This is a genomic window from Streptomyces sp. NPDC015130 (genome assembly GCF_043080005.1).
Taxonomy (GTDB): domain Bacteria; phylum Actinomycetota; class Actinomycetes; order Streptomycetales; family Streptomycetaceae; genus Streptomyces.
The window spans coordinates 74,101-89,163 of sequence record NZ_JBIBVC010000011.1; the positions used below are offsets into that span (position 1 = coordinate 74,101).

Below are 15,063 nucleotides of genomic sequence, written 5' to 3' on the forward strand. Positions count from 1 at the left end.
GGTCGCTGACGAGCCGCTGACCGAGAGCTGACCGCCGCTGACGGGGGCGCGCTCACCCTCCCAGGAGCGCGCCGACCTCCCCGGCGAGCGCGGTGAGCGCGGTGCCTCGACGGGGCGGCCGGTCATCGTGCCGCCCCGGCCTCCTCTGTCGCCCCGGTCGTCTTGGGTGCCCCCTTCAGGCCGGCCCTGCGGGCCGTGTCCGCCGCGCGAGCGCGGTCGGCCGCGGCGGCGGCCGGGTCGTCCGCCGCCTCGTGGACGGCGGCGCGGCGGTGGAGCAGGTCCACGACGTCCTCGGCGACGCCCAGGGAGGCGAACAGGGCCAAGGCCTCCGCGAGGATCGGCAGCGGTTCGGGGGAGAGGGCCGCCAGGCCCTCCAGGGCGGTGGCCGTCCCCCAGCGGTCGCCGAGCGCCCGGAAGCCGGCCAGGGCCTCCGTCAGGAGCGCCTCGGCGGTGGCGCGCGCGTCGTCCCCAGGAGCGGATCCGGTCGCCGTCGTCAGGAAGGCCCGGCCCACGAGGACCAGCGATCGGGACCAGGGGTCGTCGCCCATCGGCAGGCCCTCGACCGGGCCCACGGACGTCGACCACAGGAACGCCGTGTACGGCTGCCGGAGCGGGACCGTCCGCGAGGCCAGGAACTGCTGGGCGCGCTCGACGTGTTCGCCCTCGCGCAGCCCGGCCGCCAGCACACACAGCGCGTACTCCTCGCCGAGCTCCGCCGTCGGCACCACGCGCTCCAGGAGCTCCGCGACCGGCGCCGCGACCCGGCCCCGGAGCCCGCGCAGCCACCAGTACGGGGTGAGCGCGGCCACCAGCCGCAGCGCGTCCTCCGGCGTGCCCCGCCGCAGCGCCGCCCGCAGGTTCGCGTCCTCGGCGTCCAGCCGGGCCAGCCACTCCAGCTGCGCGGCTCCGCGCAGTTCGGGGTCGGCGGCCTCCGCGAGCTCGCGGTAGTACGTGTGGTGGGCCGCGGTCGCCGGGTCCTCCTCCGACAGCTGTCCTGCGGCGTAGACGCGGATCGTCTCCAGCATCCCGTAGCGGCCGTCCCGCGTCTCCACCAGCGACTTCTCCACGAGGGAGGCCAGCGTGCCGGCCCCCGCGCCGCACACCCGGGCCACCGCCTCCGCCGTCGCGCCGCCGCGGAACACCGAGAGACGGGCGGCCAGTTCCCGCTCGCCGGGGGCGAGGAGCGACCAGCTCCACTCGACCACCGCCCGCAGGGTGCGGTGCCGCTCCGGCGCCGTCCGGTCCCCGCGCGACAACAGCTCGAAGCGTTCGAGGCGCTCGCCGAGGCCGTCGGCGAGCTCGTCGACGGAGAGGGACCGCAGCCGGGCCGCCGCGAGCTCGACCGCGAGCGGCAGCCCGTCGAGCCCCGCGCAGAGCTCCGCCACGCGCGCGTGGCCCGTGAATCCGGGCCGCACGGCCGCGGCCCGCCGCACGAACAGCTCCTCGGCCGCCTCGGGCGTCAGCGCCCCGAGCGGCAGCAACGATTCACCGGTGATCCCGAGCGCCTCCCGGCTCGTCGTCAGCACCCGCAGCCGGGGGCATGCGGCCAGCAGGCGGCGGACGAGGACGGCCGTCTCGTCGACGACGTGCTCGCAGTTGTCCACGATCAGCAGCACGGACCGCCCGGCCAGCGCCGTTTCGAGCCGCTCCGCGCCGCCGCCCCGCACCCCGAGCGCCGCCGCGAACGCCTCGGCGACCTCCCCGGCACCGGTCCGCCCGCCTCCGGCCACCGCCCCCAGCTCCACGAAGCGCACCTCACCCGGCAGGGCCGCGCCCACCTCCAGGGCGAGCCGGGTCTTGCCCGCGCCGCCCGGCCCCACCAGGGTCACCAGACGGGCGGCCGCCACCAGCGAGACCAGCCGCTCCCGCTCCCTTTCCCGCCCCACGAAGTCCGTCAGCGGCGCGGGCAACGCCGGGGCGGCCACCCGCTCCGGGCCCGCCCGCCCGGGGCCCGCCTCCCCGCCCCGCAGCAGCCCCAGGTGGACGGCGGACAGCTCCGGTGACGGGTCGGCGCCCAGCTCCTCCGCGAGTGCCGCCCGCACCTCCTCGTACACGGCCAGTGCTTCGGCCTGTCGCCCCGCCGCGCCCAGCGCCCGCATCTGGAGCCCGCGCAGCCGTTCACGCAGCGGGTGCTCGCGGGCCGCCGCCGCCAACTCCCGTACCAGAGAGAAGAGGCCCTCGCCCGAGGCACCCGAGGCCAGTTCCGCCGCTCCCCAGGCCTCCAGGGCGTCGAGCCGCAGCCCTTCGAGCCGGGCGGCCTGACCCGCGGCGAAGGGCGCGTCCCGTACGTCGGAGAGCGCCGGTCCGCGCCACAGCCCGAGCGCCTCCCGCAGCAGGTCCCCGGCGTGCACGGGGTCGCCCGCCGCAAGGGCCCGGGCGCCCGCCCCGGCCAGCGCCTCGAACCGCAGCGCGTCCACGTCCTCCGCCGGGGTCCCGAGGGCCAGCCGGTACCCGGCGGGCGAGTGCTCCACCGCCACCCCCGGCGGCAGGACCCGGCGCAGCCGGGAGACCTGCGCCTGGAGCGCGCCTTGCGCACCGGCCGGCGGCTCGTCCCCGTACAGCCCGTCGACGAGCCGGTCCACGGGCACGGTCCGGCCCGCGTCGAGGAGGAGCCGGGCCAGCAGGGCGCGGACCTTGGGGCCGCCGGCGGCGGGTGCGGTGGCGCCGGCGGGGTCGGACACCGCGAGCGGGCCGAGAAGGCGGAAGATCATGGGCCGGATTGTCGCGCGGCGGAGGGCGGTGCCTCCAGGTCTCAGGCGGCCGACGCCCGGGTCGCCGGGTTCCGGGCGGTCAGGGTCACGCCGATCGCGACCGTGGCCGCCGCGACGAGCCCCGCGGCGAGGACGGCCCAGTGGCCCGCGAACGTGCACAGCAGGATCGCGAGCGCGGCCACGGGCAGGACGAGCTGCTGGGCGATGCCGACTTTGAAGTAGCGGGCGTGCAGCAGCCAGACGGACATCAGGAAGACGGCCGACGGGATCGTCACGGCGGCGGACGCGGCGGTCGTGGAGATGTGGGCCTCGCCCACCGCCTGTTCGACGGCGATCTCCAGACCCGCGCCGACGGCCGCGGCCGAGGCGAAGATGACGTAGTGGCCGTAGCCCCACAGGAAGCCGTTGCGGCTGGAGGTCAGCCGGTCGTGGGCGGGCACGACGAAGTAGATCCACCAGGCGGCGAAGACGAGGAGCAGGCCGCCGACGGCGATGGGCAGCAGCTCGCCCAGGGCGTCGTTCTCGGCGACGCCGGACTTCACGGCGACGGTCGCGGCGGCGACGGTCTCGCCGAGCACGATGATGGTGAACAGGCCGTACCGCTCGGCGATGTGGTGCGGGTGCCAGGTGCTGGGCGCGACCTTCTCCGCGTACACGGGCACGGCCAGCTCCGCCAGCACCATGACGAGGAAGACCCAGCCGCGGGCCGGCTCGGGGGCGAGGACGAGCGCGAGCCAGCCGATCTGGACGGCGACGACCCCGCCCGCGTACCGATGGCACATCGCCCGCTCGGCGGGGTCGGTGGCGTGGTGGGCGGCGCGCATCCACTGGAAGGCGAGCGCGAGCCGCATGACGACGTAGCCGATGTAGACGACGAGGAAGTCGTGCTCCTGGAAGGCGCGCGAGATGCCGGCGGCGAGGACGAGGACGCCCGCGATCTGGACGAGCGTGACGACGCGGTAGAGGACGTCGTCGTTGTCGTAGGCCGAGGCGAACCAGGTGAAGTTCATCCACGCCCACCAGATGGCGAAGAAGACCATCGCGTAGTTGAGGATCCCCTCGCCGGTGTGGTTCTCGGCGACCGCGTGGACGAGCTCGGCCCCGGCCTGGGCGACGGCGACGACGAAGCAGAGGTCGAAGAAGAGTTCCAGGGGCGTGGCGGCCCGGTGCGACTCCTCGCGCGAGCGGGCGGTGAGGGGGAGGAACGGTTGTGTCATGCGTACCAGCACAGCACAGCCCGGTGGGCCGCTCGCGGAGCCCTGCCGTCCGCCCCGGCCCTGCGGCCTTCCGCTGACAGGACCTAGGCCCGTCCGAGGCGCCGACCTAGTCCCGTCCGTCCGGCGACCATCGGCACTCACGCACCCCCTGTGCGCGGGCGCAGCCTGGAAGAGCAAGGAAAGCCCCGAAACATCAGGGAAGCGCCATGAGTTCCGTAGTCCAGGACAGCAGAACCGCCGGCCGGTCGCCCGCCTCGTACGACACGGAGCAGTACCGCCCCGGGAAGCCGATCACCGACTGGGAGCCCGAGAACGAGCTCTTCTGGAAGTCGATCGGCAGGAAGGTCGCGACCCGCAACCTCTGGATCGCGGTTCCCGCGCTGCTCGTGGCCTTCGTGGTCTGGCAGGTCTGGTCGGTCACCGCGACCAACCTGAAGGACGTCGGCTTCGGCTTCTCCACCTCGCAGCTGTTCTGGCTGACGGCCATCCCCGGTCTGACCGGCGGCACGGCCCGGATCCTCTACACCTTCCTCGGCCCGATGGTCGGCCAGCGCCGCTTCACCGCGCTGTCGACGGTCGTCCTGATCGTGCCGCTGATCTGGCTCGGCATCGCGGTCCAGGACCCGACGACGCCGTACGGAGTGATGGTCGCGATCGCCGCCCTCTGCGGCATCGGCGGCGCGAACTTCGCCTCCTCCCTCGCCAACATCGGCTTCTTCTTCCCAAAGGCGAGGAAGGGCAGTGCGACCGGCATCAACGGCGGTCTCGGCAACCTCGGCGTCTCCGTCGTCCAGCTCCTGACCCCGATCGTCATCACCTGGTCGACCATCGCGATCGGCTCGGCCCAGCACAAGGCCGACGGCACGCCGGTACACCTGCAGAACGCCGCCTTCCTCTGGGTCCCGGTCCTGCTGGTCCTGGCGGCCGTCGCCTGGTTCGGGCAGAACGACCTGAAGGTGGCCTCGACCCCCTTCAGCCAGCAGAAGATCATCTTCAAGCGCAAGCACAACTGGCTGATGACCTGGCTGTACGTCGGCACCTTCGGCTCCTTCATCGGCTTCGCCGCCGCCCTGCCGATGCTGATCAAGACCACGTTCCCGGACTGGTCCGTCGCCACCTACGCCTGGATGGGCCCGGCCGTCGGCGCCCTCGCCCGCTGGGGCGGCGGCTGGATCGCCGACAAGTGGGGCGGCGCGCGCGTCACGATCCTGTCCTTCGTGGGCATGGCCGTCTCCATCGTCGGAGTGATCACCTTCCTGCCCTCGGGCGGTGACAGCGGCTCCTTCCACGGCTTCTTCCTCTGCTTCCTCGCCGCGTTCTTCTTCTCCGGAATCGGCAACGGCTCGACCTTCCGGCAGATCCCGGTCATCTTCCGCAGCACCCACCTCAAGGGCCTTGACGAAGGCACCCCGGAATACGCGAAGGCGCTGAAGCAGGCGGAAAGGGAATCGGCTGCCGTCACCGGATTCACCTCGGCCGTCGCCGCCTACGGATTCTTCTTCATTCCCGCCCTTTTCGCCTCGGTGGCCGTGACCAGCGCAATGTGGGGATTCGTCGCCTTCTACGTCAGCTGCACGGTGGTGACCTGGTGGTTCTACGCCCGCAAGGGTGCCGAGGCGCCCAGCTGAGCCCGCGTCCCGCCCCTCCCGGAAGGTCCCGCCACGGCGGGGCCTTCCGGCATTCCGGAGGCGGGACCAAAGGCCGTCGAGCGGTGACCAATGCCGCCCGAAATGATCGATCAAAAGGAGTGGAATGGAGGAGCAACGACGCGATCGAACGAATCGAAGAAGGCGGTGCGGGCAGTGACGGCGACCCCTGCTGAGGCAACGGTGACCGAGCGGGCCTGGAAGGGCTTCAAGGGCGGACTCTGGCGCGATGCCGTCGACGTCCGCGACTTCATCCAGCAGAACTACACCCCGTACGAGGGCGACGACTCCTTCCTCGCCGGCCCCACCGAGCGGACCACCGCCGTGTGGAAGACCGTCACGGACGAGTTCCCCGAGGAGCGCGCCAAGGGCGTCCACGACGTCGCGTACGACATCCCCTCCACCATCACCGCCCACGCCCCCGGCTGGATCGACCGCGACAAGGACCTGATCGTCGGCCTCCAGACCGACGCCCCGCTGAAGCGCGCGATCATGCCGTACGGCGGCTGGCGCATGGTCGCCGGCGCCCTGGAGACCTACGGCTACCCGGTCTCCCCGGACCTGGAGAAGGTCTTCACCGAGTACCGCAAGACCCACAACGCCGGTGTCTTCGACGCCTACACCCCCGAGATCCGCGCCGCCCGCAAGGCCGGCGTCGTCACCGGCCTCCCCGACGCCTACGGCCGCGGCCGGATCATCGGCGACTACCGCCGCGTCGCGCTCTACGGCGTCGACCGGCTGGTCGAGGTGAAGAAGGCGGAGAAGGGCGAGCTCGACGCCCTCCCCGCCGGGCACCGCTCCCTGGAGGAGACCATCCGGCTCCGCGAGGAGCTCTCCGAGCAGATCCGCGCCCTCGGCGAACTGAAGGCGATGGCCGCCTCGTACGGCCACGACGTCTCGGGCCCCGCCGGCACGGGCCGCGAGGCGATCCAGTGGCTGTACTTCGCCTACCTCGCCGCCGTGAAGGAGCAGAACGGCGCCGCGATGTCCCTCGGCCGGACGTCCACCTTCCTCGACGTCTACCTCCAGCGCGACATCGAGGCCGGTCTCCTCACCGAGGAGCAGGCCCAGGAGCTCGTCGACGACTTCATCGTCAAGCTCCGCATCGTCCGCTTCCTGCGCACCCCCGAGTACGACGAGCTGTTCTCCGGCGACCCGACCTGGGTCACCGAGTCGATCGGCGGCATGGGCGAGGACGGCCGCCCGCTGGTCACCAGGACGTCCTTCCGCTATCTCCAGACGCTCTACAACCTCGGCCCGGCCCCCGAGCCGAACATGACGGTCTTCTGGTCCCCGCGGCTCCCGCAGGGCTTCAAGGAGTTCTGCGCGAAGGTCTCCATCGACACCTCCTCCGTCCAGTACGAGTCGGACGAGCTGATGCGCCCGCGCTTCGGTGACGACACCGCCATCGCCTGCTGCGTCTCCGCGATGCCCGTCGGCAAGCAGATGCAGTTCTTCGGCGCCCGCGTGAACCTCGCCAAGACCCTCCTCTACGCGATCAACGGCGGCCGTGACGAGAGGTCCGGCGCCCAGGTCGGCCCGGACACCGGCTCCCTCACCTCGGACGTCCTCGACTACGACGAGGTCATGTCCAGGTTCGACGAGCAGATGGAATGGCTCGCGAGCGTCTACGTCCACGCCCTGAACGTCATCCACTACATGCACGACAAGTACGCCTACGAGCGCGTCGAGATGGCGCTCCACGACCGCGACGTGCGCCGCACCATGGCCTGCGGCATCGCCGGCCTCTCCGTCGCCGCCGACTCCCTCGCCGCGATCAGGTACGCCAGGGTCACCCCGGTCCGGGACGAGACCGGTCTCGCGACCGACTACGTGATCGACGGCGAGTACCCGGCGTACGGCAACAACGACGAGCGGGTCGACGAGATCGCCGTCCGGCTGGTCGAGGAGTTCATGCGGAAGGTCCGCAAGCACCCGACGTACCGGAACGCCGAACACACCCAGTCCGTCCTGACCATCACCTCCAACGTCGTCTACGGAAAGAAGACCGGCAACACCCCCGACGGACGCCGGGCCGGCGAGCCCTTCTCCCCGGGCGCCAACCCGATGAACGGCCGCGACACCCACGGCTACGTGGCCTCGGCCCTCTCGGTCGCCAAGCTCCCGTACGAGGACGCCGAGGACGGGATCTCGCTCACCCACACCGTCACCCCCGACGGCCTGGGCCGGACCCCCGAGGAGCGGATCAGGAACCTCGCGGGCGTCCTCGACGGCTACATGGCGAGCGACGGCTTCCACATGAACGTCAACGTCCTCGACCGCGACGTCCTGAAGGACGCCATGGAGCACCCGGAGAACTACCCGCAGCTGACCATCCGGGTCTCCGGATACGCGGTCAACTTCGTCCGGCTCACCCGCGAGCAGCAGCTCGACGTGCTGAACCGCACCTTCCACGGCTCGCTCTGAGCCTTCCCCCGCCCGGGGCCGGTGGCCCTCACCGCCGGTCCCGGGCCGGGCGCGACACCTCCGAAGGAGGCCCTGCCATGACCAGCCTCGCCCTCGGGCCCGCCACCCGGGCCACTCCGGCCGCCCCGGTCACCCCCGCCGTCCCGGTGACCCCCGCCGCAGCGGCCACCCAGCGGCCCTCCGAGGGCTCGGTCCACTCCTGGGACCTGTCCACCGGGGTCGACGGCCCCGGCACCCGCTTCGTCACCTTCCTCTCCGGCTGCCCCCTCACCTGTCTTTACTGCCACAACCCCGACACCTGGCGGATGCGCAACGGCAAGCGCACCTGGGCCGACGACGTGATCGCCGAGGCGGCCAAGTACGTCCGCTTCATCTCCGCCTCCGGCGGCGGCGCCACCGTCTCCGGCGGCGAACCGCTCCTCCAGCCCGTCTTCACCGGCGAGCTGCTGCACCGGATGAAGCACGAGCTCGGCCTCCACACAGCCCTCGACACCTCGGGCTTCCTCGGCGCCCGCGCCACCGACGCCCTGCTCCGCGACACCGACCTGGTCCTGCTCGACATCAAGTCCTGGGACCCGGACACCTACCGTCGGGTCACGGGCCGGCCGCTGCGACCGACCCTGGACTTCGCCCGCCGCCTCGCCGACCTCGGCCAGGAGGTCCACGTCCGCTTCGTGCTGGTCCCGGGGCTCACCGACGACCCCGCCGACGTCGAGGGAGTCGCCGCCTTCGCCGCCGGTCTCGGCAACGTCTCCCGCGTGGACATCCTCCCCTTCCACAAGCTCGGCGAAGCCAAGTGGCAAGCACTCGCCAAGCCGTTCACCCTGCACGACACCCCTTCCCCGACGCCCGAGCAGGTCGCCGCGGCCCGCGAGGTCTTCCTCTCCCACGGACTCCACGCCGTCTGAGCGACGCCCTTCACCCCATACCCACACAAAACAGGAAAAAGGCCCCGTACGGCCTTACCGTGACGGCGTGACCGAGCCACCACAGACAGTCGAGCCGACGCCCGGGCCGGACGATCCGGCCCCCGGCGCCCTTGCCACGGGCGGCGCCACCCCGGGGGAGCCACCGGCCTCCGGACCCCCGCCGCAGACCCCCGCCGCCGTGCGCCGCCGCGCGACCCTCGCGGGCACCGTCGTCTCCGTGCTCCTGATCCTCGCGATCGTGTTCGGCAGCCGGCTGCTCCGCGACTTCGACTCGGCCCTCCTGCCGTACGCCGTCGCCACGGTCTTCCTCGCCTTCGGCGTCGCCTACCGGTACACCGTCTGGGTCTCCGCCCCCGGCGCCCGCCGGCTCTTCCGCAAGGGCTGGGGCTCCTTCTTCTCCGTCGCGAACTTCCGCAGGGCGCCCACCGCGCTGCCGAGGATGATCGCCACCTACCTCGGCTTCCAGAAGTTCCTCGGCGCCCGCTCCCACGCCCGCTGGGCCGCCCACCAGCTCGTCTTCTGGGGCTGCCTGCTGGCCGCCGCGATCACCTTCCCCCTCACCTGGGGCTGGTTCACCTTCACCTCGTCCACCGGCTCCGGCCCCGGATACGAGATGCGGATCTGGGGCTTCAAGGTCATCGGCTTCGACGCGCTCAGCGTCCTCGGCTGGCTCATGTTCCACGGCCTCGACATCGCGGCCGTCCTCGTCATCGCCGGCGCCTCCTACTTCCTCTGGCGCCGCATGAAGGACCGAGGCGCCATCACCGGCCAGCGCTTCGCCTACGACCTGATGCCCCTCATCTGCCTGGTCGTCATCTCCGTGACGGGGCTCCTGCTGACCTTCTCGTCGATCTTCCTGCACGGCGGCGGCTACGAGTTCCTCGCCGTCCTCCACATGGTGTCCGTGGTCTTCACCCTCATCTACATCCCCTTCGGGAAGTTCTTCCACATCGTCCAGCGGCCCGCGGCCGTCGGCATGCAGCTCTTCAAGTACACCTCGCGCCGCGAGGACGAGTCCGTCCTCGCCTGCCGCCGCTGCCACGAGCCCATCGACACCGCCCCGTACGTCGAGAACCTGCAGGGCACCATGCGCGACCTCGACCTGGGCTTCGACGAGTGGGCCGAGTACTGCCCCCGCTGCAAGCGCGTCCTCCGCGGCAACGCCTACCTCGACCACGTGAAGAAGGGCTTCAAGTGACCGCGACCGACCCCGCGACCACCTCCGGGCAGCCGCTGCCGCTCGACCCCTCCCTCGCCCCGCCCGGAACCCGCGGCTTCCGCGACGCCGGCGGCATCCCGGCCGACCGCTGGCACGCCGACCAGAACGGCGAGACCCTCGTCCCCACCCACTGCTGCTTCTGCGGCGTCCAGTGCGGCATGTACCTCCGCGTCGACCGCGGCGGCAAGGTCTTCGGCGTCGAGCCCCGCAACCACGACATCAACCGCATGCGGCTCTGCCCCAAGGGCATCAACGCCTACCAGCAGGTCAACCACCCCGACCGGCTCACGGCACCCCTCATGCGCAGCAACCGCGACGAGGAGTTCCGCGAGGTCAGCTGGGAAGAGGCCCTCGACCGCACCGTCGCCGAGATCCGCCGCATCCAGGGCGAGTACGGCAACGACGCCTTCGGACTCCTCGGCGGCGCCAGCCTCTACTCCGAGAAGACCTACCTCGTCGGCAAGTTCGCCCGCGTCGCCCTCAGGACCAAGCACGTGGACTACAACGGCCGCCTCTGCATGGTCTCCGCCGCCGGAGCCAACAAGCTCGCCTTCGGCATCGACCGCGCCGGCAACCCCTTCTCCGACATCCTCCTCACCGACTGCCTCCTCATCGCCGGCTCCAACGTCGGCGAGTGCTTCCCGGTCATGACCCAGTACCTGTGGGGAGCCCGCGACCGGGGCGCCACCCTGATCGTCGTCGACCCCCGTGAGACGGCGATCGCCCGCACCGCCGACATCCACGTCGCCCTCAAGCCCGGCACGGACTCCGCCTTCTTCAACGCCGTCCTCCACGTCGTCGTCGCCGAGGGCCTCACCGACGAGGCCTACCTCGCCGCCCACACCAGCGGCTGGGCCGAGGTCAGGAAGACCGTCGCCGAATACCCGCCCTCCCGCGCCGCCACGATCTGCGGCGTGCCCGAGGAGCAGATCGTCCAGGTCGCCCGCGTGTTCGCCGGCGCCGGCAAGGCCATGGCCTGGCACGCCCGCGGCGTCGAACACCACTCCCAGGGCGTCGAGAACTGCCTCTCGATCATCAACCTCTGCGTCGCCACCGGGAACATCGGCAAGCCGGGCGCCGGCTACGGCACCATCACCGGCCAGGGCAACGGTCAGGGCGGCCGCGAACACGGCCAGAAGTCCGACCTGCTCCCCGGCGGCCGCTCCATCACCAACCCCGAGCACCGCCGCCAGATCTGCGAGATCTGGGGCATCGACGAGGCCCAACTCCCCCTCGCCGGCACCTCCATGATGGAGATGGTCTGGCAGATGCAACGCCGCGAGATCCGCGGCCTCGTCGGTATCTGCAACAACCCCTTCGTCTCCCTCCCGAACTACGCCACCGTCAAGGACGGCTACGACACCCTCGAATTCCACGCCCAGTTCGACTTCTTCCTCTCCGAGACCGCCGCCAACGCCCACGTCGTCTTCCCCGTCACCGTCTGGGCCGAGGACGAAGGCGTCATGGCCAACGCCGAGGCCCGGGTCGTCAAGCACAACAAGGCCCAGGAACCCCCCGCCGGGGTCCGCACCGACACCTGGGTCATGTGCGAACTCGCCAAGCGGCTCGGCGCCGGCGACAAGTTCGCCTTCGCGGACTCCCGCGCCGTCTTCGAGGAGCTCCGCATCGCCTCCGCCGGCACGGTCAACGACTACTACGGCATCACCTACGAACGCCTGGAGGAGACCGGCGGCATCGCCTGGCCCTGCCCCACCACGGAGCACCCCGGCACCCCCCGCCTCTTCGAGAACGGGAGGACCTACCACGCCGACGGCAAGATCCACATGCAGGTCGTCGAATGGCACCCGCCCATGGACCCGTACAGCGAGGAGTACCCCCTCTCGCTCACCACCGGCCGGACCGTCGCCCACTTCCTCTCCGGGAACCAGACCCGCAGGCTCGGCGCCCTCGTCGAACAGACCCCGCGACCCTGGGTCGAGGTCCACCCCTCCCACGGCTTCCGCAACGGCGACCCCGTCCGGGTCGTCACCCGCCGCGGAAGCGAGGTCTTCCCCGCCCTCGTCACCGAGGCCATCCGCCCCGACACCGTCTTCGTCCCCTACCACTGGCCCGTTCCCACCGCGGCCAACGCCCTCACCATCGACGCCCTCGACCCACGCTCCAAGATCCCCGAGTACAAGGTCTGCGCCGCCCGCATCGAGGCCGCCGAACACGTCGACGAGGTCCCCGCACCGCCCACCGCCCCCGGACACCAGGCCTACCCGGAGACCCAGGTCTCCCGGCTCGACCCGCTGCCCCCGACCTCCCCCCAGGGCCGCGGCACCGCGGAGAGGAGCTGACCCGCACATGATGGGCCGCACGATCTTCATCGACCCGGGCCGCTGCATCGGCTGCCAGGCCTGCGTCTCCGCCTGCCGCGAATGCGACTCCCACCGAGGCAAGTCGATGATCCACCTCGACTACCCCGACGAGGGCCACTCCGTCGCCTCCCTCCCCACCGTCTGCATGCACTGCGAGGACCCCGTCGCCCCCTGCGCCGAGGTCTGCCCCGCCGACGCGATCCTCGTCACCGCCGACGGCGTCGTGCAGCAGGCCGACACCACCCGCTGCATCGGCTGCGCCAACTGCGTCAACGCCTGCCCCTTCGGCGTCCCCAAGATCGACCTCCAGGCGAAGCTCCAGATGAAGTGCAACCTCTGCTACGACCGCACCGCCTACGGCCTCGCCCCCATGTGCGCCACCGTCTGCCCCACCGGCGCCCTCTTCTACGGAACCCTCGAAGAGCTCCAGGCCGAACGTCCCGGCGTCCAGGTCGCCGACTCCTTCACCTTCGGCACGACCACCGTCACCACCGGCGTCGCCATGGTCGTCCCCGCCGACAAGGTCCGGTGGCCGGTCCCGGGCGGGCTGCCCGTCGTCGAGATCAATGGAAGGGATGTCCGTTGAGCGTCACCGACCCCCAGCCGCCCGCTCCGGGCCCCCGGGCCGACGCGGCCCAGGAGGCGCTCCGCGACCGGATCGCCGCCGACTCCCTCACCACCCGCCGCGACTACCTGCGGATCGTCGCCACCGTCTCCGGCGGCCTGGCCGTCGGCGGTGTCGCCGTCGCCTCCGGCATCCTGCACCGCCACGGCGACAGCGAAGGCGCCCCCGAGCCCAAGAAGGTCGCCGACCGGATCGAACCGGGGGAGTCGCTCGCCTTCCGCTACCCGGGCGACGAGGACCGGGCCATCGCCGTCCGCATGGACGACGGCACCCTCGCCGGCTACTCCGCCGTCTGCACCCACCTCGCCTGCGCCGTGCTGTGGCGCAAGGAGCGGGGCAGCGAGGGAGAGCTGTACTGCCCCTGCCACGAGGGGATCTTCGACGCCCGCACGGGCGAGGTCGCCGCCGGCCCGCCCCCGCGGGGCCTGCCCAAGGTGATCCTCGTCGAGCAGGTCGACGGCAGCGTCTGGGCGATCGGCACGGCCCGCTCGGGCGAGAGCCTCGTCGAGGGCTTCTGCCGCCAGAACGGCGAGGACCGCCCCGGCTGCCCCGGCTTCGGCGCGGGAGGCCCGGCCGCCCCGGCCCGGAAGCCGGCCGAGAGGAGTGAGCGGACATGAGCGAGACCCCGTTCCCGAGGGACCCCGGCGCACCCGAGCCGGCCGGGGCGCCCGCTCCGACGAGGGCGCCCGCGACGGAGGCGCCCAGGCCCCCCGCGTACACCCCTGGCAGCGCCCAGCCGCGCCTGAACCGGCCCGTGCACGAGCGCTACCCGCAGATCCGGCCCACCAGCGGCTACGGCGACCCCCGGATCCGGCACACCGGCCCGGGCCCCGGAGCGGGCACGGAGCAGGAGCCGGAGCGCTCCTCGAAGCTCTCCGCCCGTCTCACGCTGGCGCTCACGGTCGTCATCGGCCAGCTCTGGGGGCTGACGATCGTGGTGGACGAGTGGATGGCGGGCGACACCGGCACCGCGTGGTGGGGCGCCGGCTTCCTCGTCCTGTCGTTCCTGGTCGTGCTCGGCATCTGGCTCATCGACCCGAAGGACCGCTGAGCCGGGATCCGTCGAACCGAGATCCGTCTAACCGAGATTCGCCGAGCCGAGATCCGCTGATCAGAGCGGTGCGAGGCGAGGTACGGGGCGGGGGGACCGGCGTACCCTGAAGGTATGAGTACCGCCCCCGCCCACGGACCGCGAGACGCGAAGCGACCCGGCTCCCGACCCAGCCCCGAGAACAACCCGAAGCCGGTACTCGTCTTCGACGATCCGCTGGACCAGCAGTCCGCGGACGACACGGACCGCGGGTGGGGAGAGCGGCCTCCGGCCGGCGGCGACAGCGCCTCCGACCTCGCGCGCTTCCTCGACGAGAAGCCGCCGCACCACCTCTGATCCCGGCGCGCTCCGCCGGTCAGGAGGTGGGGTGCGTCCCGGCGCCGCCGCCGGAGCCCGACCCGGACCCCGTGCCCGCGCCCGTCCCCGTCCCCGTGGAGGGGCCGCGCTGGGCGACCAGGTGGTCGCGGATCTCCTTGAGCACCTCCAGCTCGCTGATCTCCATCGTCTCCGCGACGCCCTCCTTCGCCTTGTCGTGCGCCGCGCGCTTGGCGAGGATCTTGGCCATCGGCAGGACCATCAGGAAGTAGACGACGGCGGCGGTGATCAGGAAGCTCAGCATCGCGCTGAGGACCAGGCCCCACTGGAGCTGGACGCCCTGCACCTCGCCGTTGACCACCACGCAGGTGCCCTTGATGCAGGACGAGTAGCTCTCCAGGTCCTTCGTTCCGAAGGCGCCGACGACCGGGTTGATGATGCCCTTGACGACCGAGTTCACGATGTTGGTGAACGCGGCGCCGATCACGACCGCGACCGCCAGGTCGATCACGTTGCCACGCATCAGGAAGGCCTTGAAGCCTCCGAGCAAGCTTTCCTTCTTGGCCACCAAGGTGCCTTTCGTTCTCGTCATGTGTGCTGTG

General features: G+C 71.9%; 12 protein-coding genes. 9 read left to right on the plus strand and 3 right to left on the minus strand.

The window, feature by feature from the left end; genetic code table 11:
- Positions 1–122: 122 nt before the first annotated feature.
- Together ACF08F_RS23270 and ACF08F_RS23275 are read right to left on the minus strand one after the other, a co-directional pair.
- Positions 123–2,711, minus strand: a complete 2,589-nt coding sequence (locus ACF08F_RS23270) for an ATP-binding protein (RefSeq protein ID WP_392300453.1) — start codon at positions 2,709–2,711, stop codon at positions 123–125.
- 41 nt (positions 2,712–2,752) lie between these two features.
- Entirely contained in the window at positions 2,753–3,928 is a 1,176-nt protein-coding gene (locus ACF08F_RS23275) for a low temperature requirement protein A (protein ID WP_392300454.1), read from the minus strand.
- Between the two features lie 206 nt (positions 3,929–4,134).
- Here ACF08F_RS23275 and ACF08F_RS23280 point away from each other — a divergent pair, with 206 nt between their 5' ends.
- The 9 genes from ACF08F_RS23280 (at position 4,135) to ACF08F_RS23320 (ending at position 14,482) form a co-directional block, all read left to right on the plus strand.
- Positions 4,135–5,556 carry a NarK family nitrate/nitrite MFS transporter gene (locus ACF08F_RS23280; RefSeq protein ID WP_392300455.1) on the plus strand — a complete coding sequence of 474 codons (1,422 nt, stop codon included), beginning with the start codon at positions 4,135–4,137 and terminating at the stop codon, positions 5,554–5,556.
- 165 nt (positions 5,557–5,721) lie between these two features.
- On the plus strand, positions 5,722–8,001 hold the full coding sequence (gene pflB, locus ACF08F_RS23285) for a formate C-acetyltransferase (protein ID WP_392300456.1): 2,280 nt from the start codon (positions 5,722–5,724) through the stop codon (positions 7,999–8,001).
- 77 nt (positions 8,002–8,078) lie between these two features.
- On the plus strand, positions 8,079–8,909 hold the full coding sequence (gene pflA / locus ACF08F_RS23290) for a pyruvate formate-lyase-activating protein (protein WP_392300457.1): 831 nt from the start codon (positions 8,079–8,081) through the stop codon (positions 8,907–8,909).
- A 199-nt stretch (positions 8,910–9,108) separates the two neighbouring features.
- Positions 9,109–10,128, plus strand: coding sequence for an MFS transporter (locus ACF08F_RS23295; RefSeq protein WP_392300618.1), 1,020 nt, complete (start codon positions 9,109–9,111; stop codon positions 10,126–10,128).
- Positions 10,125–12,449: a molybdopterin oxidoreductase family protein gene (locus ACF08F_RS23300; RefSeq protein ID WP_392300458.1), complete on the plus strand. Its 2,325-nt coding sequence runs from the start codon at positions 10,125–10,127 to the stop codon at positions 12,447–12,449. The genes ACF08F_RS23295 and ACF08F_RS23300 overlap by 4 nt, the downstream gene beginning before the upstream one ends.
- 7 nt (positions 12,450–12,456) lie before the next feature.
- Entirely contained in the window at positions 12,457–13,056 is a 600-nt protein-coding gene (locus ACF08F_RS23305) for a 4Fe-4S dicluster domain-containing protein (protein WP_392300459.1), read from the plus strand.
- Positions 13,053–13,712 (plus strand): ubiquinol-cytochrome c reductase iron-sulfur subunit, encoded by a 660-nt coding sequence (locus tag ACF08F_RS23310; RefSeq protein WP_392300460.1) that lies wholly within the window; start codon positions 13,053–13,055, stop codon positions 13,710–13,712. Before ACF08F_RS23305 ends, ACF08F_RS23310 begins: the two co-directional genes overlap by 4 nt.
- On the plus strand, positions 13,709–14,146 hold the full coding sequence (locus ACF08F_RS23315) for a DUF6755 family protein (protein WP_392300461.1): 438 nt from the start codon (positions 13,709–13,711) through the stop codon (positions 14,144–14,146). The genes ACF08F_RS23310 and ACF08F_RS23315 overlap by 4 nt, the downstream gene beginning before the upstream one ends.
- A gap of 114 nt (positions 14,147–14,260) precedes the next feature.
- A complete protein-coding gene (locus ACF08F_RS23320) occupies positions 14,261–14,482 on the plus strand; it encodes a hypothetical protein (RefSeq protein ID WP_392300462.1) in 222 nt (73 codons plus the stop codon).
- Between the two features lie 19 nt (positions 14,483–14,501).
- On the opposite strand, the gene mscL is transcribed toward ACF08F_RS23320, so the two are convergent.
- A complete protein-coding gene (gene mscL, locus ACF08F_RS23325) occupies positions 14,502–15,053 on the minus strand; it encodes a large conductance mechanosensitive channel protein MscL (protein WP_392300463.1) in 552 nt (183 codons plus the stop codon).
- Positions 15,054–15,063 lie beyond the last annotated feature (10 nt).